Here is a 24,725-nt window from a genome sequence, read left to right as displayed (position 1 = left end):
AACGCCACCAGGCCGGCCGATGCCTGGCGGGATGAGTTCGGCGAGAGCACGGCTCGTAGCGGCGGCCACCGCGCGTCGAGAACCACCCATCGCCAGGCGGAAAGCAAGGTTGGAAGCTGTCCCTATGCGACGGGGTTGCTGCTGCGGAGACGGTTGATCCATTCTTTGAGGGCCGCTGTGTCTGCGCTGTCGAGTTGGTCGAGGAGCATCAGCGCGGCCTGCCAGCGTTCCTGCGCCCTTTCCTCATCGCCGGCCGCGGCGTGTGTCTCACCCAGATGGGTCAGGAGCGTCGCTTGCATCGAGCACTTGCCCAGTTCCTGGAGCAGGACGTACGCCTGCTCGTAGCAGTCGATGGCTCGGTCGAAACGGCCCAGGTGGTGATGGGCGTAGCCGAGGCTGTCGAGGGTACATGCTTGGCCGTACAGGCAGTCGACCTGCCGCTGCATGGCGAGGCCTTGCTCACCGGCCACGAGGGCATCGGTGTGGTTACCGAGGCGGCTGTGGCACCAGCCGATCATGTTGAGGGCGTTGGCCTGTCCGGTGGCATGACCCGCTGATCGGAAAAGTTCCAAGGCTTGTGATGCGTTTTCCAGCGCCGCTCGATAGTCGCCCTGGCCTTCCAGCACCAGAGCGAGGTTGAGGTGCACATTGGCGCGGGTGGAGTCGTCACCGTGTCGGGAGGCCAGCTCCAGCGCCTCCTGCAGGTGGATACGCGCCTCGTCGCGGCGGCCGAGGGAGGTGCAGGCGCTGCCCAGAGAGCGCAGTACCCTGATCTGGCCCAGATGGTCGCCGAGGCGCCGGGCCGCCTCCAGGGCCGTGTGCTGGGTGGTCACCCGGTCGCGCCAGTGTCCCCGGCGGTCCAGGAAATCAGTCATGGCCCAGGCCAGTTGCCATGCGTGGACGTCGAATCCCGAGCGGCTCGCCTGGTGCACGGCTGCGAGCAGATTGTGGTGCTCGGCGGTGAACCACTCCATCGCCCGATCGCGGTCAGGCACGTCGCCGAATGTCACATCCGGTGCCGGATCGGCTACCGCCACCGGGTCGCGGTGCGGGTTGAGTGGAACCAGCACTTCGTCTTCAGAAAGGCCGAAGTCATCAACAACCGGCAGGCATGGTGGATCCACCCTCGATACACCGACATGCAGCGGTGCCTCGACGTCACGAACGGCACCAGCAACGGCGGCGAGCAGCTCCAGATCTGGTCGTGCCACTCCGGGTGGCAGCAGCAGTTCCACGTCGAGGAAGCCGGCAACGGCCGGTTCAGGATCAAGCCCTCGTACAACGGCTGGTGCCTCACCGCCAACTATCCCACCACGGGAGACCTGGTGCCGATCAGGCAGTATCAGTGCCCGAACTGGAGCTGGAGCTCCCAGGAGTTCCTTCTCCAGAGGGCCTGACGCCGGTTCCAGGCACCGGTGACACGTAAACGCTGTGCCCGGGCTGATCCGCCCGGGCACAGCCCGCCCCACACCCCGCCACGCCGGGATACCGTCACGAGGGCGGTTCGGAGCCTCCGTCGTACAGCTCGCCGAGCCGGGCGACCGCCTCGATCATCAGGGCGCGCAGCTCGGCCGGTTCCAGGACCTCGACATCGGCTCCCATCCGCAGCAGGAGCCAGCGGGCGTGCCGGACAGACTCGATCGGCAGGCGCACGGTCGTCCAGCCCCGCTCGTCGGGCGGCTCCGCCCCGGCCAGCGCGGCGTCGGCGGCGTCGTCACCGACCGTGACGCGCAGCAGGCCCCCGGCTCCGGGCGCCAGCCTCACCAGCGCCTCCGCGGTGTACATGCGCTCGCGGAACTCCGCGGCGTAGCGCGTCCAGAAGTCCGCCAGGTCGAAGTCGTCCGGCCGATCGAACCGGCCGTCGAGCACTTCCACGGTCACGATCCGCGCGACCCGGTAGGTGCGCGGCGCCCCGCCATCGACGGCGGCCACCATGTACCACGACCCGCCCTTGAGGACCAGCCCGTACGGATGGGCCAGGCGCTCCACGTCCTTCGGCCCCCAGCGGCGGTAGGTCATGCGCAGCGGCCGCTGCTCCCAGACCGCCTCGGCGACCTCCGACAGGAACGGCACCTCGTCGGTGCCGCGGTACCACCCCGGGACGTCCAGGTGGAAGCGCTCGCGCATCCGGGCGGCGTGGAGGCGCGGCTCCGGCGGCAGCGCGGCCAGCAGCTTGAGCTCGGCGGCGGCGACGACCTCCCCCAGTCCGAGCTCGGCCGCCGGGCCGGGCAGCCCGGCCAGGAACAGCGAGGAGGCCTCTTCGGCGGTCAGCCCGTTGAGCCGGGTGCGGTAGCCGTCCAGAAGCCGGTAACCGCCGGCGGGCCCCCGGTCGGCGTAGACCGGCACTCCTGCCGACGACAACGCCTCCACGTCCCGGTAGACGGTCCGGACCGAGACCTCCAGCTCCCGCGAGAGCTCGGCGGCGGTCACCCGCCCCCGGGTCTGCAGGAGCATCAGGAGTGAGAGCAGCCGACTCGCGCGCATGCCCCCGAGTCTCCCGCAGATTGCTTTTCTCACATGCATCATGTTCAAATGAACACATGGAAAGTTCTGACCGGTTGCGGGCGATCATGTCCGCCCTGCGCGCTCACGACGCCGTCTCGGTGGCGGAGCTCGCCCTGCAGCACGCGGTCTCGGAGATGACCATCCGCCGCGACCTCGACGAGCTCGCCCGCCAGGGCGTGGTCAGGCGGGTCCGCGGCGGCGCGGTGAGCCTGCTGCTGCGGGGCGAGGAACCCCCCTTCGAAGTGCGGGAGCGCGAGGCGGTGGAGGCCAAGCAGCGGATCGCCGCCGAGGTCGCGGAGCTGCTCGCCGACGGTGAAGCCGTCCTGCTGGACTCCGGCACCACCGCCCTGGAGATCGCCCGCGCGATCCGCCACCGCCGCCTGACGGTCCTGCCGCTCTCCCTGCGCTCCGCCCACGAGCTCGGTACGGCCCCGCGCATCCGCCTGGTCCTGCCCGGCGGCGAGGTCCGGCCGGGCGAGCTCAACTTCACCGGCCCGCTGACCGAGGGCTCCATCCGGTCCCTGCGCTTCGACACCGCCGTCATCGGCTGCTGCGGACTGTCCGCCGAGCACGGCCTGACCACCCACGATCTGGCGGAGGTCGCCGTCAAACAGGCCGCCATCGCCTCCGCCCGCCGCGTCATCGCGGCCGCCGACTCCGCCAAGTTCACCCGCACCGCCTTCGGTGCCGTCTGCTCCCTGGACCGCCTCGACCTGGTCGTCACCGACTCCGGGCTTCCCTCCTCCGAGCGCGACGCCCTCACCGCCGCCGGCGTCGCCGTCCGAACCGTCTGACCCGCACCACCATCGGCGCGGGTCCAGCGGGTGCACCGTCCCCGCCCCCGAACCGGGCCTCAGGAGCATCGGCCCGGCCACCTCACGCGGTCCGCAGCCGAGGCCGGCCCTCTCTGTCACACCGCCCCGGCGCCCCGTTCCCGGCCACCACCTTTGGAGACCCCCTTGACCCTCATCCTTGGCGACCGTGCCGCGCTGCGGCGCGGCACGGTCGCGGTCTACCTGCTGTTCCTGCTCTCCGGAACGGCGATCGGCACGTGGACGGCCCGCATCCCGACGATCAAGCAGGAGCTCGGGCTCGGCGACGGCCAGCTCAGCGTCGGCCTGCTCGGCATCGCCGCCGGGGCCATCACCGGCATGCAGGTGGTGGGCCGTCTGGTCGACCGCTTCGGCAGTGTCAGGGTGATGGTCCCGATGGCCTTCGCGCAGAGCCCGGCGCTGGTCCTACCGGCCCTCGCCCCGAACCTGGCCACCCTCACTCTCTCCCTGTTCGCCTTCGGCGCCGTCCACGGCACCCTCGACGTGGCGATGAACGCCAACGCCGTCGAGGTCGAGCGCGCCGCGCAACGACCGATCATGTCGTCCTTCCACGCGGTGTTCAGCATCGGCGGCTTCCTCGGCGCCGCCACCGGCGGCCTGCTCGCGACTGCCGCGCTCACCCCCGCCGCCACCTTCCTCGTCGTCGCCGCCGCCATCGCGGTCATGGCACTGTGGGCCTCACGCTGGGCCCTCGCCCCGGAGGCCGGAGCCGGCCCGCAGGAGAAGACCGGCGGTCCCGGAGGCGGGCGCGGCGTGCTGCTCCTGGGCGTCCTCGCGTTCTGCTGCATGATCGGCGAGGGCGCGGCCGCCGACTGGAGCTCGGTCTACCTCCGCGAGGACCTGGACAGCCCGGAATGGCTCGCCGCGGCCGCCTACGCCGCCTTCTCCGCCATGATGACCGCCGGGCGCCTCGCAGGCGACCGCCTCACCGCTCTGCTCGGCCCGGTCGTCCTGGTCCGCGGATGCGGCGTCCTGGCCGCCGCCGGCCTCGGCACCGCCCTGCTCGTCGACCGGCCGATCGCCGGGGTGATCGGCTTCGCCTGCTTCGGGGCAGGTCTGTCCTGCATCGTCCCGCAGGTCTTCTCCGCCGCGGGTCGCCGCGACCCCGCGCGAGCGGGCCAGGCCCTGGCCCGGGTGGCCGGCCTCGGCTACGTGGGCTTCCTCACCGGCCCTGTACTGATCGGCGGAGCCGCGGAGTGGCTGGGCCTTCCCCGGGCGTTGGCGATTCCCGCCCTGCTGGCCCTCTTCGTGGCGCTGGCGGCCTCGGCCCTGCGCACCGGCGGGCCTTCCTCCGCTGTCGCCGGGTCTGTCCGCATCGGCTCGGAGGATGAGGATGCCCAGACCACGTCCTTTACAAAGTAGATCATCTAACTGGACGCGGCTCAGGAGCCCGTCTGGTCGATCCCCAGCTTGGCCACCATCGCGATTACCACGCAGAGCAAGACGATCCGCACGAACTTCGCCCCCTTGCGCAGGGCCATCCGGGCGCCGAGCTGCGCCCCGGCGACGTTGCAGGCGGCCATGCCCAGCCCGAGGAGCCACAGCACGTGCCCCTGGTAGGCGAAGACCAGCAGTGCGCCGAGGTTCGTACAGGAGTTGATGATCTTCGAGTGAGCGGATCCCCCCACGAAGTCCATGCCGAGGAGCGTGGTGAACGCAATGATCAGGAAGGTGCCGGTACCGGGGCCGAGGATGCCGTCGTAGAAGGCGATCGCGACACCGGTCACGGCGATCGCGGCCAGAGTCCGGGCACGGGTTCCCAGATGGGGCTCGGGATGGACCCCGAAAGCCGGGCGGAGGGTGACGAACAACGCCACCACCACCAGCGCCGCCATGACCAGAGGGATCAGCGCGTCCCGCGAGATCGCCGCCGCGGCCGAGGCGCCGAGCCCGGCGGAGGCCAGCGCGGCCAGCCCCGCGGGGATCGCGACCCGTTTGTCGATCTTCGTGGTGACGGCGTAGGTGACGGCGGCGGAGGCCGTGCCGAAGACGGAGGCGAGCTTGTTGGTGGCCAGCGCCTGCACCGACGGCACTCCCGCCAAGAACAGCGCGGGCAACTGAAGCAGTCCTCCCCCGCCGACCACAGCGTCGATCCACCCCGCCCCGGCTGCGGCCACCAGCAGCAGCGCGACCTCCGCCATATCCATATATCCCCCGAAACGATCCGATCGCCAGGCAGAGCGTACCGGCGGGGCGACGCCGCCTCGGGACCCGGCGGGGCGGCGCTCCCTCCTGCAGGGGAGACCGCTCCCCCGGGAGCGGGAGTGGCCAGGCCGCCGCCGCCTGGGAAGATCTCCCTGTGAGACGTGTCCTGGCCCCCCTGACCAGCGTGACCACCTACCTGCGGTGGACATGCCTGATCCTGGGCGGAGCCCTGGCGACGCCGTACGTGATGGCCGGCTCGGTGGTCGACGGGCTGCTGAGGCTGCCGGATCCGGAGGGTTACCCGCTGCTGGTCAGGGACCCGGTCGTCTTCACGGCCATGCTCCCGGTGATCGCACTGACCGGGCTGTTCCTTCCGGTCCGCGGACTGGAGCTGACCGCCGCCCGAGGACTGCTCGGAGTGGAGGTCGGCCCGGTGCCGCCCGGCGGAAAACGGACCTGGGCCGAGCGGCGCCGCACCTCAGCCTGGTTCACCCTGCACCTGGGGATCGGCGCGGTGGTGGCGGGCGCGACGCTCGCGCTGATCCCGTTCGTCCTGTGGCTGTGCCTGCTCCCCCTGTTCGGCGACCCGGCCGGGATGCTGGGCGTCACGTTCGAAGCCGGCTGGACCAGCGCATGGGGGCCTCCGGCCGGAGTGGTGACGCTGGTCCTGCTCATCCATGTGGTGGCGGGTGCGGGGGCCCTGCTGGAGCGGTTCGCCCCGGCGCTGCTCGGCCCCTCGCCCGCCGACCGGCTGGCCGCGTTGCAGGAGCGGGCCCGGCGGTTGGCCGCGCGCAACCGGCTGGCCCGGGAACTGCACGACTCGGTCGGGCACGCGCTCAGCGTGGTGACCGTGCAGGCCGGTGCAGCCGGCAGGGTGCTCGGATCCGACCCGGAGATGGCGCGCGCCGCGCTCACCGCGATCGAGGAGACCACCCGGGCGGCACTGGAGGACCTCGACCACGTGCTCGGCGTGCTGCGCGAGGAGACCGACCGCGAGGGAGCCGGTGACAAGGACGGTGACGAGGACGGCGGGCGCGGCCCGGTCCGGACCCTCGCCGACCTGCCCGAACTGATCCGCGCGACCGGAGCCGCCGCCGAGGTCACCGGCGACCTCGGCGGCCTGCCCGCCCTGGTCTCCCGTGAGGCCTACCGGATCCTCCAGGAGGCCCTGACCAACGCCATCCGGCACGGCGCCCGGCCGGTCCGGCTGGTGGCGGCGGTAGGGGACGACGGGCTGAGCCTGGACGTACGCAACCCGATCGGGGAGCGGCCGGGCCCGGGCGGCGGGCGCGGGCTGGCCGGCATGCGGGAGCGCGTGGCGCTGCTGGGCGGCCGCATCGAGGCACGGGCGGCCGGCGGCGAGTGGCTCGTGACCGTGCGGCTGCCTCTGCACGGCGACCGGACCTGATCCTCTCGCGTTTTCCCTCAGAGGGGGCGCGTCGTGTCCGATCAGCGTCATGAAGTGGCTGAACCCGTCCGGCAACCGGGCGGCATCCCAGCGCGCTCCACTGCCGCGATGCCGCCGGTTCGGCGACCGGCGGGGCCGCCCCGAGAGGAGGAACATGAGTCAGACGTTCCCCGGAGCCGCACTGGCCGCCGGAGCCCGTCTCACCCGCGGGCCGCACGGCTGGCTGGCGTTCCTTGTGCTGTCCGGGCTCCTGGCCCTCGCCGCCCCGTTCCTGGCCTCCCTCTCACCCGTCCTGGACGTGCTGCCCTGGGTACTGCTGCAGGGCGCGACGGCGCTGGCCGTCATCGTCGGGATCCGCCGGCACGACCTGAACCGGCAGTGGTCGTGGCGGCTGATCGCCGCCGCCAACGTGATCATCTGGCTGGCCACGACCGTGTGCTGGGGCATCGGCTGGGTCTGGCTGGAGATCCCGTTCCTCCTCGATCTCTACAACCGCGTCGCCGTGGACTGCCGCATCCTGACGCTGATCGCGCTGGTGATGCTGGGACGCCGCGAGAGCGGCTCGTCCGGCGCCGCCCTGCTGGATGCGGGCATCGTCACCGTCGGCGTGGCCATGCCCGTCTGGGCCTTCCTGCTCCACCCCATGCTCCACAGTCTCCCGCGCAGCGGCGTGGATCTCGTCCTGGGACTGGCCACCCCCATCACCGACCTGTTCGTCGTGGGCCTGGCCGCGCGGCTGGCGCTCAGCAAGGGGCGGGCGCCGTGGCTGGTCCTGTTGAGCGCCTCCTACGGCATGGTGTTCATCGGTGACAGCGCCTACCTGCTCGACCAGATGGCCGGCCGGCCGGACGGCGCCGTCGCGACGGTCGGCTGGCTGGCCTGGTCGGTCCTGATCGGCGCCGCCGCGCTGCACCCCAGCCTCGCCCACACCGGGGACCGGGCACCGGCCCTCGACGTCTCCCGTCGGGGCCGGGTGACGACGTTCCTGATCCTGACGCTGCTCAGCCCGATGGCCTCGATGCTCCAGTTCACCGTCCTCCACGGGTACGGCCCGGAGACCACCGACAAGCTACTGATCATGGGGTTGACGGTGGTGCTGGCGGTGCTGCTGGTCCTGCGCCTGAACACCGTCGCCCGCCTGGCCGAAACCCACGCCGCCGCCCTGGACCGCCAAACCGAGCAACTCACCCGCCAGACCCACGAACTGTCCACCGCCCTGCACACCCAGGAACTCCTGCAGCGCAGCCTGTCGCACCGCGCCTCCCACGACCCCCTCACCGGCCTGGCCAACCGCACCCTGCTCGGCCAGGCCCTGCACCGCGCCCTCAACCAGCACCAAAACCACACCCACACCCACACCCACACCCACAGCCAGGGCGAGGGCCACAGCCACAGCCACAGCCAGGGCCAGGGCCACAGTCAGGGCGCGGATCAGGACACGGCACCCGCCACCCCGCCCGCCCTGCTGCTGCTCGACCTCGACGACTTCAAAGACGTCAACGACAGCTTCGGCCACCCCATCGGCGACGACCTCATCATCGACGTCGCCCACCGCCTGCGCGCCCTGACCCGCCCCGGCCACACCCTGGCCCGCCTCGGCGGCGACGAATTCGCCCTGCTCATGCCCGCCACCGACACCCCCACCGCCCAGCACACCGCCGACGCCATCCGCACCGCCCTGGCCGCCCCCTACCGGCTCGGCCCCCACGAAATCCACCTCACCACCAGCATCGGCATCCTGGCCGAAGTGCCCGTGGCCACCCCCGCCGAAGCCCTGCGCGACGCCGACCTGGCCCTGTACGCCGCCAAAGCCGCCGGCAAAAACCAGACCACCGTCTTCGACACCGCCCTGCGCACCGCCCGCCTGGAACACACCCGCCTGAGCAACGGCCTGCGCCACGCCCAAGCCCGCGGCGAGCTGTCCCTGGCCTACCAGCCCGTCGTCGACCTGCGCACCGGCCGCATCCACGCCGTCGAAGCCCTGCTGCGCTGGCAACCGGCCACCGGCCGGCCCATCCCCCCCGACGTCTTCATCCCCATCGCCGAAGACACCGGCCTCATCGTCGACATCGGCCTGTGGGCACTGCAGCAGGCCTGCGCCGACGCCGCCCGCTGGCACACCGAGCACGGCCTGGCCGTCACCGTCAACATCTCCGGCCGCCAACTACGCGAACCCGCCTTCGCCCACGCCGTGCTGGAGACCCTGGCCCGCCACCGCCTGCCCGAACACGCCCTCATCCTGGAGATCACCGAAAGCATGCTGCTGGCCACCACCCCGGCCGAGACCAGCCGCCTGACCGGCGTGCTCAGCCGCCTGCGCGCCCACGGCGTGCGCATCGCCCTGGACGACTTCGGCACCGGCTACTCCTCCCTGGCCTACCTGCGCACCCTGCCGGTCGACATCCTCAAAATCGACCGTTCCTTCACCACCCCGCCCACCGCCGCCGACCACGCCCAGACCCGCGCCTTCACCAAGGCCATCTTGGAGCTGTCGGCCAGTTTGCACCTGCAGACCATCGTCGAGGGCGTGGAAACCCCCGAACAAGCCGTGCTGCTGCAGCAGATGGGCTGCCCGCTGGCGCAGGGCTACCTGTTCTCCCCCCCGGCCGACGCCCACCAGATCGACGACCTCCTCCAGACCACCCCCGGATACGAGGCCGCCTGACGATCCGGGCGAGGCCGCCTGACGGTCCGGGCAGGGCGGTGACGGAAACCTCCGGCCCGGGCGCCGGGGAGGTCGCGCGCCGCCCTCGCAGTCGGACGAGCGCCTCCCGGGCACGGCGGCTCCGGCCGCAGACGCCGTAGCCTGCCGGGGGCGCTCCGCTACGTTCTCATCGTCAGGCCAGCCAGACGGCGGTGTCGGAGGGAAGCTCCTCTCCGTCGAGCGAGCCGCTGGCCAGCAGCACCGATCCGTGCGGCGGGAGCCGTACCGGATCGGAGCCCAGGTTGACCACGCAGGTCAGGCCGGACTCGCGGGTGAAGGCGAGAACGTCGGGACGGAGGTCCAGCCAGGTGAGCGTGCCGTCGCCGAGCCGGTCGCGGCGCAGGCTCAGCGCGGCCCGGTAGAGGTTGAGCATCGAGCCGAGGTCCTCGGTCTGGGCCTCGACGGTGAGCTTGCGCCAGTCCTCCGGCTGCGGCAGCCACGGCTCGCCCTCGCCGAAACCGAACGGCGGTTCCTCCCCCGACCAGGGCAGCGGCACCCGGCAGCCGTCCCTGCCCGGAACGGTGTGGCTCGAGCGGGTCCACATCGGATCCTGCCGGAGCTCGCCGGGGATGTCGTCCACCTCCGGCAGGCCCAGCTCCTCGCCCTGATAGATGTAGACGCCGCCGGGCAGCGCCATGGCCAGCAGCGCGGCGGCCCTGGCCCGGCGGTATCCCAGTTCCAGGTCCGACGGCACGCCGTCCCTGCGATCGCCGTGGTCCCAGGAGGTCTCAGCCCTGCCGTACCTGGTCACCACGCGCGCGACGTCGTGGTTGGACAGCACCCACGTGGGCGGCGCACCGAGCGGGGTGTGGGTGTCGAGAGTCTGCTCGATCGAGCGGCGCAGCGCCGCGGGCTCCCACGGACAGGCCAGGAAGTCGAAGTTGAAGGCGGTGTGCAGCTCGCCCGGGCGCAGGTAGCGGGCGAAGCGCTCCTGGTCGGGGAACCACACCTCTCCGACGAGGATGCGCTCGTCGTACTCGTCGGCCAGGCGGCGCCAGCTCCGGTAGATCTCGTGGACCTCGTCGAGATCGGTGTAGCCCTCGGGGTCGCCGCCGTCGAAGTCCTTCACCAGCACCGCGGCCGAGTCGATGCGGATGCCGTCCACACCCCGGTCGAACCAGAAGCGCAGAACGTCGTGGAATTCGGCGTGCACCTCTGGGTTGGTCCAGTTGAAGTCGGGCTGCTCGGGAGCGAACAGGTGCAGGTACCACTGCCCGTCGGGCACCTGCGTCCAGGCGGGCCCGCCGAAGATGGACTTCCAGTCGCCCGGCTCGTCCTGGAACCAGAACCGCTCCCTGGCCGGTGAGCCCGGCTCCGCGGCCAGAGCCTCCTGGAACCACGCGCTCGCGGTCGAGCTGTGGTTGGGCACCACATCGATAATGATCTTGATCCCCAGCCCGTGGGCCTCCTGGATGAACTCCTCCGCCTCGGCCAGGGTGCCGAAGACCGGTTCGATGTCCCGGTAGTCGGCGACGTCGTAGCCGCCGTCGGCCATCGGCGACGGGTACCACGGATTCAGCCAGACGGCGTTGATCCCCAGGTCTGCGAGGTACGGCAGGCGGGAACGCAGCCCCGCCAGGTCTCCCGTCCCGTCACCGTTCCCATCGGCGAAACTGCGCAGGTAGACCTGGTAGATCGCGGCCCCCCGCCACCACGTTTCCGGCATGCTGAACACGACTCCTTGCTGGTAGACCTTGACGGTGGAGAATCTCAGCCCTTGAGGCTGCCGGCGGTGAGGCCCGCCATGATGTGACGCTGGAAGAGGAAGAACACGACGATGGTCGGGATGCTCGCGATCACGAGCGAGGCGATGAGCACGTTCTGCGGCATCTGCGACGACAGGCTCGCGATGCCGATGCTGACCGACATCCTCTCGCTGTCGGTCAGCACCAGCAGCGGCCAGACGAAGTCCCGCCACACGTTGACCACCGTGAGGATGGACACCACGCCCAGGATCGGGCGGGAGATGGGGATCACGATCGACCACAGGATGCGGCCCGGGGCCGCGCCGTCGATCTCGGCCGCCTCCAGCAGCTCCCGCGGGATCGAGTCGAAGAAACGCTTGAGCAGGAAGATGTTGAACCCGTTGGCCGCCGCGGGCAGCCAGATCGCCCACGGCGTGTTGAGCAGGTCCCATCCCAGCAGCGGCAGGTCTTTGACCGTCAGGTAGGCGGGCAGCATGATCACCATCGGCGGGATCATGAGCGTGGCCAGCATCAGGGCCAGGACGAGCTTGCCGAGCACCGGCCGGAGCTTGGACAGGGCGTAGGCGGCGGTGACGTCGATCGCCAGTGTGAACAACCAGGCCCCGCCCGCGTACAGGGCGGTGTTGCCCAGCAGCAGGCCCAGGTCCATCAGCTCCCACGCCTCGGCGTAGGCGTCGAGCGTGAACTGCGGCGGCAGGAACGTCGGCGGGATCTGCACGAGGTCCTCGGTGGACTTCATCGCCCCGGTGATCATCCAGTACAGCGGGAAGACGAAGGCCGCGGTGAAGCTCACGACGACGACGGTCAGAACGCTCCAGTAGACGGCGCGGCCCCGGCGGGAGTTGAGCTGGTGCGGTGAGACGACGGTGCGGAACTCCTGCCGGATCTTCCTGCGCGGCCGTTTCGGAGGAGCCGGGAGAGCCGCCGGCGGCGCGGGCCGCCGGGGTTCCTTGGACACCACGGTGAGGTTCGACATCAGCTCTTGTCCTCCCGCGAGACGCGCAGGTAGATGGCCGAGAAGACCATCAGAACGATCATCAGCATCACGCCGAGCGCGTTGCCGCCGTTGATGTTCCCGAAGTTGAAGGCGTACTGGTACATGAGGTAGACGACGCTGACCGTGGAGTTCTCCGGGCCGCCTCCGGTGAGCAGGAAGGGCTCGATGAAGACCTGCATGGTCGCCACGATCTGCAGCAGCAGCATGACCAGCAGGATCAGCTTGGTCTGCGGGATCGTGACGTGCCAGATGCGCTTGAGGATCCCGGCGCCGTCCAGCTCCGCCGCCTCGTACAGCTCTCCGGGGATCGTCTGCAGCGCGGCGAGGTAGATGAGCGTGCCGGTGCCGAGGTTCATCCAGGTGGAGACGACGACCAGGGAGATCAGCGCGGTGTCGGTGGAGTTCAGCCAGTCCAGGGCGGGCAGGTGGAAGAAGCCGAGGACCTGGTTGAACAGCCCGTACTCCGGCTCGTAGAACCACTGGAACAGCAGCACGCCGACGGCCGGGGGCAGCATCACCGGCAGGTAGACGACGAATCGGAGGTAGGCCCGCGCGTGGCGCAGTTCGTTCAGCACCAGTGCGACGACGAACGGCACACCATACCCGAAGACCAGCGCCAGGACGGTGAACATCACCGTGTTCTTCCAGGCGGGGCCGAAGGCCGCGTCCTCGAAGACCGTGACGAAGTTCTCCAGTCCCACCCAGACGGGCGGATCGACGAAGTTGGTCTGCTGGAAGCTGAGCACAACCTCCCAGATCATGGGGTACCAGGAGAAGAACGCGAAGCAGATCAGCGCTCCGCACAGGAATCCGTAGGCGGTGACGTTCCGCCGCACGGCGCGCCGCCGCCTGGTCGGGGGCCGCCCTCGCGAGCCTCGCGAGGGGCGCATGCCGGTTGTGGTCATTCTGTCTTCCGATCTCGACGTGATCGCCGGGGGCGGCGGGAGCGCCGCCCCCGGCTCCTGCGGGTCAGCCCTTCTGCTCCAGCAGGGCGTTGACCTTCGCCTCGGCGTCGGCGAGCAGCTTGTCGATGTCGGCGTCCTGCCTGGTCAGCACCGCGGACATCGGAGTGTCGAGGATCGCGTAGATCTCCTGTGCGTACGGCCCCGGCTCGGCCTTGGCCGGGATGCCCTTGGAGCCTTCGACCCAGAGCGCGAACTGCCCGGGATCGACGTTGGCGTTCTCGGCGCGCAGCTTCAGGACTTCCTGGCCGGAGGGGGTGTCGGCGCCGTACAGGTCGGGGTACGGCTGGCCGACGGTCAGGTTCGCGCCCTTGGCCCGCACGTAGTCGAGCTGGCCCTTGCCCGGCGTGAGGAACTCGTACTCGATCCACTTCAGGCCTGCCCGGATCTGCTCGGGCGTGGCCTTGGGGTTGATCATGTAGCCGGCGCCGCCGTTGAACAGCGCCTTGGCCTCGGGCAGGGAGGTGACGGCGTAGTTCTCGAACTTGGCCTGGAAGTCGTTGCGCAGCCCGATCAGCACGTCGGGGGCGCCGACCATCATCCCCATCTTGCCGCCGGCCATGGCCTTCATCAGCGCGGGCCAGTCGATGTAGAGCTTGGACCCCATGCTGTTGTCGGCCCAGCGCATCTGCCTGAGGTTCTCGAGCACGGCCTTGCCCTCGGGGGTGTTGAAGGCGGCCTTCTTGCCGTCCGGGGTGATCACGTCACCGCCCCGGCCGTAGAGGGAGGCGGTGAAGTGCCAGCCGCCGACGTTGTTGCCGCTGTACTCGCCGAAACCCACGTAGCCGGGGCCGAGGGCAGCGATCTTCTTGGCCGCGGCCTGCACGTCGGCCCAGGTCTTGGGCGGGTTGTTCGGGTCGAGCCCGGCCTTGGTGAACACCTCGCGGTTGTAGACCAGGCCCATGCCGTACCCGTCGGTGGGCAGGCCGTAGATCTTGCCGTCTTTCTTGAAGATCTCGATGGAGGCGTTGTAGTCCTTGAAAGTCTTCAGTTCCCCGACGTAGGGGGTGATGTCGGCGGCCTGGCCGCTCTCCATCAGCCGCCCGACGTTGGGGAAGTTCACGTAGAAGACGGTCTCGAGCTGGCCGCCGGCCAGCTTGGCCTCGAAGGTCCGGGGCTCATAGCACGGGAAGGCGTCGGTGGCCTTCTCAACCTTGATGTTGGGGTTGAGCTGCTGGAACGCCGCGAGATCCTCCTCGAAGGTCGCTCGCTGCGCCTTGTTCGTCTTCGGCGGCATGCAGTTGACCGTGATCGACACCGGCCCGGCCGCGGAGCCCTGCGCGGTCGGCTTGGACTCGTTCCCGGCCGGCTTCTCCTCCGAGCCGCATGCCGCCGCCGTCAGGCCGAGCGCTGTCGCGAGCAGCAGTCCCATGGTTCTGCGATAGCCGGATCTCGTCATGGAGCTGACCCTTCTGATGCGTGTGGAAGCCGGCGAGCTCGAGGACGACCCGATCCGGCGTGGCCATCACGATAGGCTTCATGACACTGCTATGCAATATTTCAACAGAACTATGAAACATAACGACTAGATCACGCGCCAGATTGAAGGAGCAAACGAAAGAGGGGATGACACGGCTACCGTGTCATCCCCTCCGCAGGGCCAGGAGGCGGGAGGTCAGGGTGAGGGCCGCGCCGTCGAGGCCCTCACGACCAGCTCCGGCTCGAAGAGCAGTTCCTCGGCCGGCACGACGGCCTTGTCGATCAGCGCGACCAGGAGGTCGACGACCGCCCGCCCCATTGCGTCGATCGGCTGACGCACCGTGGTCAGCGGCGGCTCGGTGCAGTTCATCAGGGCCGAGTCGTCGTATCCGATGACCGACACGTCACCCGGCACCGACAGTCCCGCGCGGCGCACGGCCCTGACCGCGCCGAGCGCGAGCAGGTCGCTGGCGCACACGACGCCCGTGACCCCGCCGCGCAGCAACCTGGCCGCCGCCGCGTGCCCGCCCTCCAGAGAGAACATCGTGTGCTCGACGAGCCCCGGATCGCCCCCTGCGGCGAGGAAGGTCTCCAGTTTGCGGCGGGAGGGCATGTGGTCCTTGGGCCCCAGCACCATGCCGACCCGTTCGTGGCCCAGCGACCTCAGGTGGCCCAGGGCCATCTCGGCGGCCACGACGTCGTCGCAGGAGACCTGGGGGAACCCCAGGTGCTCGACGGCCGCGTTGACCAGCACCACGGGCAGACCGCGTTCGAGCATCAGCTCGTAGTGCTCGTGGGAGGCGTCCGCCTGGGCGTACAGGCCACCCGCGAAGACCATGCCCGACACCTGCTGCTGCAGCAGCAGGTCGACGTACTCGGCCTCGGAGACCCCTCCCACGGTCCGGGTGCACAGCACCGAGGTGAACCCCTGCTGGGCGAGGGCCCCGCCGACGACCTCGGCGAAGGCCGGGAAGATCGGATTCTGCAGCTCGGGCAGGACCAGGCCCACCAGGCGGGCCCGGTCACCGCGCAGCTGGGTGGGGCGCTCGTAACCGAGCACGTCGAGGGCCGTCAGCACGGCCTCCCGGGTCGCCGCCGAGACCCCCGGCTTCCCGTTGAGCACGCGGCTGACCGTCGCCTCGCTCACCCCGACCTTCTTGGCCACCTCTGCAAGTCGTCGAGTCATGCGCAAACTATATGACAATGAGCGCAAGTGGTTTCACCGACTTGCGTGATCCTGATGTCGCGAACTTGCGCCCAGAAGGAAGAGTTTCACGACTCCGATGATCGCCTGACCGGGGAACATGTTCCCGGGACCGTTCCAGGCAAACAATCTATTTCTTGCGAAACTTAATCGTAATATTGCAAATAGCTGCTACTCATCTTACGGTTCAGGCCGTGAGGCCCGGACGCTGAACCGCCTGAGCCCGGGCCGGCACCCCCCGCATCCCAGAGAAGAGACGGCAGAACGGATGAAAGCCACACACCCAGTTCTCCTACGGCTGATCACGGTGATGACCGTCCTCGGCCTGATCGTCGCCGCCGGGCCTCCCTCCCCCGCTTCCGCGGCCGGCGGCCCCAACCTGGCCGCGGGCAGGTCCGCCTCGGCCAGCGGCGCCAGCGGCCCCCACTCCCCCGGCAACGTCAACGACGGCGTCCAGGCCACCTACTGGGAGGGCCCCGCCGATGCCTTCCCGCAGTGGATCCAGGTGGACCTGGGCTCCGCCGTACGGGTGAACAGGCTCGTGCTGAAGCTGCCGGCCGGCTGGGAGGCCCGCACGCAGACCCTGGAAGTGCAGGGCAGTACGGACGGCTCGGCCTTCTCCACCGTCGCCGCCTCGGCCGGCCACCGCTTCGATCCCGCCGCCACGATCACCTTCAACGCCGTGACCGCCCGGTACGTACGGCTGCGCTACACCGCCAACACCGCCTGGCCCGCCGCCCAGCTCTCGGAGTTCGAGGTGTACGGCACCGCCGTCGGCGACACCCAGGCCCCGACCGCACCCGGCACCCTCGCCTACACCGAACCGGCCGCCGGCCAGATCAAGCTGACCTGGACCGCCTCCACCGACAACGTCGCCGTCACCGGCTACGACGTCTACGCGGGCGACGTCCTGCGCACGAGCGTGGCGGGCACCGTGCTGACCTACACCGACGTCCAGCCCGCGAGCGCCACCGTCACTTACCACGTCAGGGCCCGCGACGCCGCCGGAAACCAGTCCGCCGCCAGCAACTCGGTCACCCGGTCCGGCAGCGGCGGCGGCTCGAACCTGGCCGCAGGCAAGCCGATCAGCGCCTCCTCCCATGTCCACACGTTCGTGGCGGCCAACGCCAATGACAACAGCACGGCCACCTACTGGGAGGCCGCACCCGGCGCCTACCCGAACACGCTGACCGTGAAGCTGGGCGCCAACGCGAGCGTCACCTCGGTCGTGCTCAAGCTCAGCCCCGACGGCGTCTGGGGTACCCGCACCCAGACGGTCGAGATCCTCGGCCGCGAGCAGACCGCCTCGTCCTTCACCACGCTGAAGGCGGCGGCGCCGTACACCTTCGACCCGGCCACCGGGAACTCGGTGACGCTCCCGGTCACCGCCGACGTGGCCGACGTCCAGCTCAGGATCACGGCCAACACGGGGGCGAGCGGCGGACAGGTCGCCGAGCTCCAGGTGATCGGCACCCCTGCGCCCAACCCCGACCTGACGGTCACCGCCCTGGCGTGGACACCCTCCTCCCCGGTGGAGAGCGACGCGATCAGGCTGCAGGCGACGGTGCGGAACTCCGGCACGCGGGCCTCGGGCGCCACCGATGTGAACTTCTACCTCGGCGGGACCAGGGTCGGCACCGCCCCGGTGGCGGCGCTGGCCGCGGGCGCGTCCGCCACCGTCTCGGCCGGCATCGGCACGAGGGACGCGGCCGCCTACCAGGTGAGCGCCAGAGTCGACGAGGGCAACGCGGTCATCGAGCAGAACGACCTGAACAACGAGCTCGTCGCCTCATCCCCGCTCACGGTCAGGCCGGTCGACAGCTCCGACCTGGTCGCCTCACCGGTGAGCTGGACACCCGGCAACCCGGCGAACGGCACCGCCGTCGCCTTCTCGGTGGTGATCAAAAACCAGGGCGGCGTCGCCTCGGCGAGCGGCGCCCATGGCATCACGCTCACCGTGATCAACGACGCCGGGAGCGTCGTGCGCACCCTGACCGGCTCCCACACCGGCGCCGTCGCCGCGGGTGCCACCACCGCTCCGGTGAACCTGGGCACGTGGACCGCCGCCAACGGCAGGTACACCGTCAAGACCGAGCTGGCCGCCGATGCCAACGAACTGCCGGTCAAACGGGACAACAACACCACCACGCTCCCGCTGTTCGTCGGCCGGGGCGCGAACATGCCCTTCGACATGTACGAGGCCGAGGACGGCGCCGTCGGCGGCGGCGCGCAGGTCGTCGGCCCGAACCGGACCGTCGGCGACCTGGCGGGCGAGGCGTCCGGGCGCAAGGCCGTGACACTGAACACCACCGGCTCCTACGTCGAGTTCACCACCAAGGCACCGACCAACACCCTCGTCACCCGCTTCTCCATCCCGGACGCACCGGGCGGCGGCGGGATCGACTCCACGCTCAACGTCTACGTCAACGGCACCTTCCACAAGGCGATCAACCTGACCTCCCGGTACGCCTGGCTGTACGGCAATGAGACGAGCCCGGGCAACTCGCCGGCCTCCGGAGGGCCGCGTCACATCTACGACGAGGCCAACATGATGCTCGACTCGACCATCCCGGCCGGAAGCAGGATCAAGCTGCAGAAGGACGCCGCCAACACCACCGCCTACGCCATCGACTTCGTCAACACCGAGCAGGTGTCGCCGCTCGCCAACCCTGACCCCGCCCGGTACGTCACGCCCACCGGCTTCGGCCACCAGGACGTCCAGAACGCCCTGGACAGGGCCCGGATGGAGTCCGGCCGACTCGGCGTCTACCTGCCGCCCGGCGCCTACCAGACCGCCGGCAAGTTCCAGGTGTACGGCAAGCCGGTCAAGGTCGTCGGCGCCGGGCCCTGGTACACGAGGTTCTACGCGCCCGCCACGCAGGACAACACCGACATCGGCTTCCGCGCCGAGGCCTCGGCCAACGGTTCGACGTTCGCGGGCTTCGCCTACTTCGGCAACTACACCTCCCGCATCGACGGTCCCGGCAAGGTGTTCGACTTCGCCAACGTGGCCGACATCACGATCGACGACATCTGGGCCGAGCACATGGTCTGCCTGTACTGGGGCGCCAACACCGACCGGATCACGATCAAGAACTCACGCATCCGGAACACGTTCGCCGACGCCGTCAACATGACCAACGGCAGCACCGACAACCTGGTCAGCAACAACGAGTCCCGGGCCAGCGGCGACGACAGCTTCGCGCTGTTCTCGGCCGTCGACGCGGGCGGCGGCGACGTCAAGGGCAACGTCTACGAGAACCTGACCTCGATCCTGACCTGGCGCGCCGCCGGCGTCGCCGTCTACGGCGGGTACGACAACGTCTTCCGGAACATCCACATCGCCGACACGCTGGTCTACTCCGGCATCACGATCAGCTCGCTCGACTTCGGCTACCCGATGAACGGCTTCGGCGCCGACCCTCCGACGCGCTTCGACAACATCTCGATCGTCCGCGCCGGCGGCCACTTCTGGGGCTCGCAGACCTTCCCCGGGATCTGGGTCTTCTCCGCCTCGAAGGTGTTCCAGGGCATCCGGGTGAGCAACGTGGACATCGTCGACCCGACCTACCACGGCATCATGTTCCAGACCAACTATGTCGGAGGCCAGCCGCAGAACCCGGTCAAGGACACGGTCTTCACGAACATCTCCATCACCGGCGCCCGCAGGAGCGGGGACGCCTACGACGCCAAGTCCGGGTTCGGCATCTGGGCCAACGAGATGCCCGAGGCCGGGCAGGGGCCGGCTGTCGGCTCGGTGACCTTCAACAACCTGAAGATGAGCGACAACCAGCAGAACATCAGGAACACGACCTCGTCCTTCACCATCACCGTCAACCCCTGACGGCCCCGACCGGCCCCTGAGCCGGCTCGCCGTCCGGGCGGGAGCCCTGCCTCCGCCCGGACGGCAGCCTGTGCGCGTGGCGGGGCGCGGCCCCCCATCGGCGTCACTCCTCGCCCAGGGCGTTCGCCAGCGCCTCCCGGCGAGCCTCCAGCTCCGTGATCAGGCTCTGCTGCTCGTCCGCCATGTTGATCATCTGTGCCCGCTCGACGGCGTCCGTGGCACCGATCTCCCCGACCTGGTCGCGCAGGGCGGCGACCTCCGCGCGCAACCGTTCCAGGTCCGCATCGACCTGGCGGAGCTCATCTCGCTTGCTCATCCGCTGTCCATACCCAGAGATCGCGGCTCGACGCGGCACGTCCCTCCTGACGGAACCGCGCAGCGACAGCGGCCGCGCCGGTGACCCGGGAGGGGGACCCGAGAGGTGGGCCACTCACCGTGCGGGCCGATGCCTCCCCGCGGGCAGGCCTGAGACCGCCACGTCATGCGCGGGAACCGTCTCCGGCCATGTCTCGTTGGGCTGGGTGAAGATCCGTCCGGCGATGCAGGGGTCCGGCCACAGGAGGAAACACCCGATGCCCGATTTCGAAGCCGACCGCGAGAGGTTCTCCACCCCCCAGAATTATCGGCCGGTCAAGCGCGCATCGAGGTGGCCGGCTCGAATGATGATCGCCTCGTGGGTCGTCGGCCTCCTGTGGACGGCCGTCTACTACACGATGCCCGACGCCCCGGTCGTCCGCGAGCTGCACAACTGGAATCTGCTGGTCGGATACCTCTTTCTCGGCCTCGGCGTGGCGCTCGGGATAGGTCTCCTCCTGCGGCGGTAGCGATGCCGCGCGCCGGCTGCGGAGATGCGCACCGGACACCCGCGCAGCGAACGGAGAACCGGAGCCGGCGGAGGAAAGGCGGTCGGAGCGCGGGGCTCGTCGGCCGTGGTGAGCTCCAGACGCAGTGCGATGGCGTCGTACACCAGCGCCGTCAGCTCGGGGTCGGCGCCTGCTCTCCCGATCAGGGCTGCGGCCTGCGGCGTGCCCCTTTCAGCTCCGGGGTTCCGGACGCCGGGACCCGCTGCCACAGAGGTTCCCCGCGGCGGCCGCCCGCACCCCTACCTCATTGCTCATTGGCGGCCGGCCGGGCCGGCTGCCGCTCGATCACGACCGCGGCGCGGCCGAGATCCTGCCGGGGTCCCGGTGAACACCACGCGGGCGCCCGCGATCGGGAACGGCGGCGACGTGACCTGTGAGCCCGATCGGCGCGCCTCATGGACCGTGTGGTGCTGATCACCCTGGCTGTGTGGATTTCTCCATAGTTGATCTCTGGGCTTCTCCGTAGCGTTCAGATCGCTGCCGGGGGGACCGGCGGCACCGACCAACGGAGGAACCCGATGCGTAAGACCTTCACGATCGCCGCTCTGGCCGGCTCGATGGCCCTGACCGGCCTCGCCCTCACCCCGGCCACCGCCCAGGCGGCCACGCAGCCGGCCGCCTCCACCGCGACCACGGTCGTGCAGTGGGGCAAGTTCTTCTCCAGCGACCACAAGGCCTACACCTTCGGCAAGACCTGGAAGTCGCACGGCAAGGTCTACACGAAGTGGCACGGCGCCGACAGGGCCGGCGGCAAGAAGGGCTGGGTGTGGTTCGAGGTCTACCAGAACGGCGACTGGCACAAGTTCAACAAGTCCTGGGACGGCGAGGTTACCGGCACCTGGAGCGGCCACGGGATCAAGAAGGTGTACACCTACACCTGCTGGGCCGGCAAGTTCGACAACTGCGGCGAGAAGTACCGCATCTATTAGACGAGCATGTCCGATCACCCGGTCGGTGACCGGGTGATCGGGACGTTGGTCGCATGATTGCGCCAGATCGCGGTGGCCGTCGCCGGAATGCGCCGGGCGAGGCGGGTGGCGACTCCCGCGAAGGATCGGCCGCCGTGGGCTTCCGGGTCGCATCGGCTTTTGAGAGTGTCGTCGGGCGATTCGATCGACTGCCGGACCTTCTTGAGCACCGGCTCGCCGTAGCGGGCATTCGCATGACCCGCTTGACCAGGCCGAGCACAGCGCGTAGCCGCTCGTCGTAACCGGACTGCCGGGGCAGGTACGGGAACAAGTCGGCTCGGCGTGATACGACAACCGTGGGGCTATGATCCGCGCTGCTGTCAGGCGATGTGTCCCAGCACCAAGGCGGCGATCACCGGGCCCATGTACAGCAGGGGAAAGACGACGGTCGAGTACGAGCGTGCCCGGAGCACGGTGAAGACGGCTCCGGCGAAGTACAGCACCAGGCCGATCCCGGCCAGGAGGCCTACGACCGGCACGAACAGGCCGACCAGCAGGCCTGCGGACCCTGCGGCCTTGGCTGCGCCGAGCCAGGTCCACCATGAGCGGGGGACGCCGTAGTCCGTCAGCGGCTTCACGACCCACTCGGCGCGGCGAAGGAGGGAGAAGGCGGAGAAACCCACCCAGAGGGCGGCCAGGACGGTGACAATGGTGGCGGTGGTGGACATGGGGACACTCCCTAGCTGGTGCTTTCTTGTGACACCAATCCTGCGAGCCCCGGTTGATAGATCCGCGATGCGTTCACGACGCGCGGGCTTCCCGACCGATCCGTGACCCGGCGGCGAAGCATTCCGCTCGGAAGCCTTCAGACTTCCTCGTCCGGGGGACGAGACACCCGCCTCTGCCGGGGTCGGCCGCGGCGGCCACCTTCGGGAGGGCAGGCCGAGTGGGCCGGAAAGGGGCACGCCGCACGTCGGAGGTCGGGCCAGAAGCGGATCATCAACCCCAGGAAGCAGTACCGGCCGAAGAGCGGAGACGTTGCCCCTGCCTGTCGTACGTGGTCTGTTCCCGGGTCCGGCCTGCTCGGCCTACCGCCGCTCGGCGGGCGGAGGCGTGCAGCGGACCGGACCGCCGGCGCCCCGGGCGAGTTGTTCGGCGTACGCGCCGATCTTGCGGGTGATCAGGCCGAGGGACTCGGTGAGCTGTTCGATCTGCGTGGCGACCTGGTCCCGGTGCTGCCTCAGGAGGGCCAGGAGCTGCTCCTCGTCGCCCGTCCCTTGTCTGATGAACTCCGCGTATTGGCGGATGGCGGGCAGCGGCATGCCGGTGGCGCGCAGGTTGACGCAGAGGTGGATCCACTCCACGTCGCTCTTGCTGTAGAGGCGCCGGCCACCGGGTCCACGTCGCACCGGGGCGGCCAGAACGCCTTCGCGCTCGTAGAAGCGAAGCGTGTGGACGCTCAGCCCGGTGAGCTCGGCGACCTGCCCGATGCTCAGCCCCCGGTTCGTCTCCGGCATGCGGTCCACACTAAGGCTTGATCTAGAGTCGGCTCTAACTCGTAGGCTCCGACGCGCGCCCGGCCCCGACCGCCCGGCGGGGATCGTTCCGGCGCTCCCCCATGACGTCTTCCAGGAGCCTGATCATGCGTTACCGCGTTCTCGGCGGCACCGGCATCGAGGTGAGCGTCCACTGCCTGGGCGCCATGATGTTCGGCGCGGTCGGCAACCCCGATCACGACGACTGCGCCCGCATCGTCCACCACGCCCTCCACCAAGGGATCAACTTCATCGACACGGCCGACATGTACTCGGCCGGCGAGTCGGAGGAGATCGTCGGCAAGGCGCTGCGCGGCCGGCGCGATGACGTCGTGCTCGCCACCAAGGTGCACTTCCCGATGGGAGAGGGCCGCAACAGGAGCGGGAACTCGCGACGGTGGATCATCAAGGAGATCGAGGAGAGCCTCCGGCGCCTCCGGACCGACTGGATCGACCTCTACCAGGTCCATCGTCCCGACCCCGCGACCGACGTCGAGGAGACGCTCGGCGTGCTGGGCGACCTGGTCACGCAGGGCAAGATCCGGGCGTTCGGCTGTTCGACGTTCCCGGCCTCCGACATCGTCGAGGCGCACCACGTGGCCGAGCGGCGCGCCCTGCGGCGCTTCAGGACCGAGCAGCCGCCGTACTCGCTGCTCGCCCGCGGCATCGAGGCCGACGTGCTGCCGGTGTGCCAGCGGTACGGCATGGGCGTGCTGACCTGGAGCCCGCTGGCGTCGGGATTCCTGTCGGGCAGGTACAGGAAGGGCCAGCCCGTCGACCTGTCCACCGGCCGCCCGTCGATCAACCCGGATCGCTTCGATCCCTCGATCCCCGAAAACGCCGTCAAGCTCGACGTCGTGGAGCAACTCGTCGAGCTCGCGACGGGCATCGGCTGCACGCTGCCCGAACTCGCCGTCGCCTTCCCCGCGGCGCACCCGGCGGTCACGTCGGTCATCGTCGGCCCGCGCACCATGGAGCAGCTGGACGCCACCCTCAAGGGCGCCTCCCTCGCACTCGACGACGCGACCCTCGACCGAATCGACGAGATCGTGCCGCCGGGCACGAACCTGTACCGGCCCGACGGTGCCTGGCGGCCGCCTACCCTGGCGGACGCCGCGCACAGGCGACGCCTGCCAAGCGACCGAGCCGCGGGCTGACGGGCACGTCCGCGGCGGCCCCGGCGCGGTTGCACACCGCCGCCCGATCGCGGGTTTCGCCGGTTGCGTCGGGGACCGCACGGTTATCGTGGCAGCATCTGCTGCGCTATGTCCTCAGGGGAGCTGGATGTCTGATCAGTCGTGGCCGGCGCGGATCCGCGCCGAGTTCGCCCAGTGGGTGCTGGACTTGCGCGCCGAGCACCCGGGCATCGGTGCGTCTCTGGATCAGCACATCGCCGCGGTGCGACATGCGCTGGCCGGAGTAGGTCAGCACTCGGTCTGCCTGCTGGCGTATCTGATCGGTTTCTGGGACGGCGCCCATGAGAAGGGCTGGCGAGCACCGCAGCCGGGCCAGCCGCTGGACTTCGCCGCGCTGCGGCTGAGCGCATTGTGCCTGATGCTGGAGACGGCTCCGGCTTCCTGAACGACCCCACCCGCCCGGTCCGGCGGACGGCCCGTGAAAGGGAACGGTCGGCCGGACCGGGGCAGGCGCGGCCGGACCGTTGAGGACCGGCCGCAGCCGCCGACGGGCAGG

General features: G+C 70.0%; 21 protein-coding genes and 1 pseudogene. 10 read left to right on the top strand and 12 right to left on the bottom strand.

Features of this window, described 5'->3' with window-relative positions:
- Window positions 1–122 precede the first annotated feature (122 nt).
- Complete coding sequence (locus HS041_RS29110) at window positions 123–1,070, bottom strand: tetratricopeptide repeat protein (RefSeq protein ID WP_196444022.1); 948 nt, start codon at window positions 1,068–1,070, stop codon at window positions 123–125.
- Between HS041_RS29110 and HS041_RS29105 the strand changes: the two genes are divergently transcribed.
- Entirely contained in the window at window positions 1,047–1,397 is a 351-nt protein-coding gene (locus HS041_RS29105; RefSeq protein ID WP_196444021.1) for an RICIN domain-containing protein, read from the top strand. The two genes, HS041_RS29110 and HS041_RS29105, sit on opposite strands and share 24 nt — an antisense overlap.
- A gap of 94 nt (window positions 1,398–1,491) precedes the next feature.
- Here HS041_RS29105 and HS041_RS29100 read toward each other — a convergent pair whose 3' ends face one another.
- Window positions 1,492–2,484, bottom strand: coding sequence for a helix-turn-helix transcriptional regulator (locus tag HS041_RS29100; RefSeq protein WP_196444020.1), 993 nt, complete (start codon window positions 2,482–2,484; stop codon window positions 1,492–1,494).
- Between the two features lie 56 nt (window positions 2,485–2,540).
- Between HS041_RS29100 and HS041_RS29095 the strand changes: the two genes are divergently transcribed.
- Together HS041_RS29095 and HS041_RS29090 are read left to right on the top strand one after the other, a co-directional pair.
- Window positions 2,541–3,299, top strand: a complete 759-nt coding sequence (locus HS041_RS29095; protein WP_230879841.1) for a DeoR/GlpR family DNA-binding transcription regulator — start codon at window positions 2,541–2,543, stop codon at window positions 3,297–3,299.
- Between the two features lie 165 nt (window positions 3,300–3,464).
- Window positions 3,465–4,700, top strand: coding sequence for an MFS transporter (locus HS041_RS29090; protein WP_230879840.1), 1,236 nt, complete (start codon window positions 3,465–3,467; stop codon window positions 4,698–4,700).
- Window positions 4,701–4,720: 20 nt separating this feature from the next.
- On the opposite strand, the gene HS041_RS29085 is transcribed toward HS041_RS29090, so the two are convergent.
- Window positions 4,721–5,485: a TSUP family transporter gene (locus HS041_RS29085; RefSeq protein ID WP_196444019.1), complete on the bottom strand. Its 765-nt coding sequence runs from the start codon at window positions 5,483–5,485 to the stop codon at window positions 4,721–4,723.
- A gap of 152 nt (window positions 5,486–5,637) precedes the next feature.
- Between HS041_RS29085 and HS041_RS29080 the strand changes: the two genes are divergently transcribed.
- Together HS041_RS29080 and HS041_RS29075 are read left to right on the top strand one after the other, a co-directional pair.
- Window positions 5,638–6,891, top strand: coding sequence for a sensor histidine kinase (locus tag HS041_RS29080; protein ID WP_307845501.1), 1,254 nt, complete (start codon window positions 5,638–5,640; stop codon window positions 6,889–6,891).
- A gap of 154 nt (window positions 6,892–7,045) precedes the next feature.
- Entirely contained in the window at window positions 7,046–9,556 is a 2,511-nt protein-coding gene (locus tag HS041_RS29075) for a putative bifunctional diguanylate cyclase/phosphodiesterase (RefSeq protein WP_196444018.1), read from the top strand.
- Between the two features lie 172 nt (window positions 9,557–9,728).
- Here the strand turns inward: HS041_RS29075 and HS041_RS29070 are convergent, their stop codons facing one another.
- From HS041_RS29070 to HS041_RS29050, 5 genes are all read right to left on the bottom strand, one after another.
- The gene (locus HS041_RS29070) at window positions 9,729–11,261 is read right to left on the bottom strand and encodes a glycoside hydrolase family 13 protein (protein WP_196444017.1); all 1,533 of its coding nucleotides are present in this window, start codon (window positions 11,259–11,261) and stop codon (window positions 9,729–9,731) included.
- A 44-nt stretch (window positions 11,262–11,305) separates the two neighbouring features.
- Entirely contained in the window at window positions 11,306–12,277 is a 972-nt protein-coding gene (locus HS041_RS29065; protein ID WP_196444016.1) for a carbohydrate ABC transporter permease, read from the bottom strand.
- Window positions 12,277–13,203: a carbohydrate ABC transporter permease gene (locus HS041_RS29060; protein ID WP_196444015.1), complete on the bottom strand. Its 927-nt coding sequence runs from the start codon at window positions 13,201–13,203 to the stop codon at window positions 12,277–12,279. Before HS041_RS29060 ends, HS041_RS29065 begins: the two co-directional genes overlap by 1 nt.
- A 64-nt stretch (window positions 13,204–13,267) precedes the next feature.
- On the bottom strand, window positions 13,268–14,632 hold the full coding sequence (locus HS041_RS29055; RefSeq protein ID WP_230879839.1) for an extracellular solute-binding protein: 1,365 nt from the start codon (window positions 14,630–14,632) through the stop codon (window positions 13,268–13,270).
- Window positions 14,633–14,875: 243 nt separating this feature from the next.
- Entirely contained in the window at window positions 14,876–15,865 is a 990-nt protein-coding gene (locus HS041_RS29050; RefSeq protein WP_196444013.1) for a LacI family DNA-binding transcriptional regulator, read from the bottom strand.
- 328 nt (window positions 15,866–16,193) lie between these two features.
- On the opposite strand from HS041_RS29050, the gene HS041_RS29045 reads away from it, so the two are divergent.
- Window positions 16,194–19,727, top strand: coding sequence for a discoidin domain-containing protein (locus HS041_RS29045; RefSeq protein ID WP_230879838.1), 3,534 nt, complete (start codon window positions 16,194–16,196; stop codon window positions 19,725–19,727).
- A gap of 103 nt (window positions 19,728–19,830) precedes the next feature.
- On the opposite strand, the gene HS041_RS29040 is transcribed toward HS041_RS29045, so the two are convergent.
- Window positions 19,831–20,043 carry a hypothetical protein gene (locus tag HS041_RS29040; RefSeq protein WP_196444011.1) on the bottom strand — a complete coding sequence of 71 codons (213 nt, stop codon included), beginning with the start codon at window positions 20,041–20,043 and terminating at the stop codon, window positions 19,831–19,833.
- 256 nt (window positions 20,044–20,299) lie between these two features.
- On the opposite strand from HS041_RS29040, the gene HS041_RS29035 reads away from it, so the two are divergent.
- Entirely contained in the window at window positions 20,300–20,551 is a 252-nt protein-coding gene (locus tag HS041_RS29035; protein WP_196444010.1) for a cell division protein CrgA, read from the top strand.
- 557 nt (window positions 20,552–21,108) lie between these two features.
- Window positions 21,109–21,519 (top strand): hypothetical protein, encoded by a 411-nt coding sequence (locus tag HS041_RS29030; protein WP_196444009.1) that lies wholly within the window; start codon window positions 21,109–21,111, stop codon window positions 21,517–21,519.
- Between the two features lie 14 nt (window positions 21,520–21,533).
- Here the strand turns inward: HS041_RS29030 and HS041_RS29025 are convergent.
- The 3 genes and pseudogenes from HS041_RS29025 to HS041_RS29015 all read right to left on the bottom strand — a co-directional run.
- Window positions 21,534–21,746: pseudogene (locus tag HS041_RS29025) on the bottom strand (IS982 family transposase); the annotation flags it as partial.
- Window positions 21,747–21,878: 132 nt separating this feature from the next.
- Entirely contained in the window at window positions 21,879–22,226 is a 348-nt protein-coding gene (locus tag HS041_RS29020) for a DoxX family protein (protein WP_196444007.1), read from the bottom strand.
- A 360-nt stretch (window positions 22,227–22,586) separates the two neighbouring features.
- Window positions 22,587–23,015, bottom strand: a complete 429-nt coding sequence (locus HS041_RS29015; protein ID WP_196444006.1) for a MerR family transcriptional regulator — start codon at window positions 23,013–23,015, stop codon at window positions 22,587–22,589.
- 125 nt (window positions 23,016–23,140) lie between these two features.
- On the opposite strand from HS041_RS29015, the gene HS041_RS29010 reads away from it, so the two are divergent.
- Both HS041_RS29010 and HS041_RS29005 read left to right on the top strand, forming a co-directional pair.
- On the top strand, window positions 23,141–24,190 hold the full coding sequence (locus tag HS041_RS29010) for an aldo/keto reductase (RefSeq protein ID WP_196444005.1): 1,050 nt from the start codon (window positions 23,141–23,143) through the stop codon (window positions 24,188–24,190).
- Between the two features lie 127 nt (window positions 24,191–24,317).
- Window positions 24,318–24,614 carry a DUF6401 family natural product biosynthesis protein gene (locus HS041_RS29005; protein WP_196444004.1) on the top strand — a complete coding sequence of 99 codons (297 nt, stop codon included), beginning with the start codon at window positions 24,318–24,320 and terminating at the stop codon, window positions 24,612–24,614.
- Window positions 24,615–24,725: the final 111 nt, after the last annotated feature.

This window comes from Planomonospora sp. ID67723, assembly GCF_015711605.1.
Classification (GTDB): Bacteria; Actinomycetota; Actinomycetes; order Streptosporangiales; family Streptosporangiaceae; genus Planomonospora_A.
Note: the sequence above shows the minus strand (reverse complement) of the source record. Positions and strands in the feature narration are given on the sequence as shown.

Bases quoted from the DNA above. Each gene is read 5' to 3' on its own strand.
- HS041_RS29065 (WP_196444016.1), bottom strand. From the start codon at position 12,277: ATGTCGAACCTCACCGTGGTGTCCAAGGAACCCCGGCGGCCCGCGCCG.
- HS041_RS29005 (WP_196444004.1), top strand. From the start codon at position 24,318: ATGTCTGATCAGTCGTGGCCGGCGCGGATCCGCGCCGAGTTCGCCCAG.
- HS041_RS29010 (WP_196444005.1), top strand. From the start codon at position 23,141: ATGCGTTACCGCGTTCTCGGCGGCACCGGCATCGAGGTGAGCGTCCAC.
- HS041_RS29045 (WP_230879838.1), top strand. From the start codon at position 16,194: ATGACCGTCCTCGGCCTGATCGTCGCCGCCGGGCCTCCCTCCCCCGCT.
- HS041_RS29060 (WP_196444015.1), bottom strand. From the start codon at position 13,203: ATGACCACAACCGGCATGCGCCCCTCGCGAGGCTCGCGAGGGCGGCCC.
- HS041_RS29020 (WP_196444007.1), bottom strand. From the start codon at position 22,226: ATGTCCACCACCGCCACCATTGTCACCGTCCTGGCCGCCCTCTGGGTG.
- HS041_RS29070 (WP_196444017.1), bottom strand. From the start codon at position 11,261: ATGCCGGAAACGTGGTGGCGGGGGGCCGCGATCTACCAGGTCTACCTG.
- HS041_RS29035 (WP_196444010.1), top strand. From the start codon at position 20,300: ATGCCCGATTTCGAAGCCGACCGCGAGAGGTTCTCCACCCCCCAGAAT.
- HS041_RS29055 (WP_230879839.1), bottom strand. From the start codon at position 14,632: ATGGGACTGCTGCTCGCGACAGCGCTCGGCCTGACGGCGGCGGCATGC.
- HS041_RS29015 (WP_196444006.1), bottom strand. From the start codon at position 23,015: ATGCCGGAGACGAACCGGGGGCTGAGCATCGGGCAGGTCGCCGAGCTC.
- HS041_RS29085 (WP_196444019.1), bottom strand. From the start codon at position 5,485: ATGGATATGGCGGAGGTCGCGCTGCTGCTGGTGGCCGCAGCCGGGGCG.
- HS041_RS29040 (WP_196444011.1), bottom strand. From the start codon at position 20,043: ATGAGCAAGCGAGATGAGCTCCGCCAGGTCGATGCGGACCTGGAACGG.
- HS041_RS29050 (WP_196444013.1), bottom strand. From the start codon at position 15,865: ATGACTCGACGACTTGCAGAGGTGGCCAAGAAGGTCGGGGTGAGCGAG.
- HS041_RS29030 (WP_196444009.1), top strand. From the start codon at position 21,109: ATGCGTAAGACCTTCACGATCGCCGCTCTGGCCGGCTCGATGGCCCTG.
- HS041_RS29075 (WP_196444018.1), top strand. From the start codon at position 7,046: ATGAGTCAGACGTTCCCCGGAGCCGCACTGGCCGCCGGAGCCCGTCTC.
- HS041_RS29095 (WP_230879841.1), top strand. From the start codon at position 2,541: ATGGAAAGTTCTGACCGGTTGCGGGCGATCATGTCCGCCCTGCGCGCT.
- HS041_RS29100 (WP_196444020.1), bottom strand. From the start codon at position 2,484: ATGCGCGCGAGTCGGCTGCTCTCACTCCTGATGCTCCTGCAGACCCGG.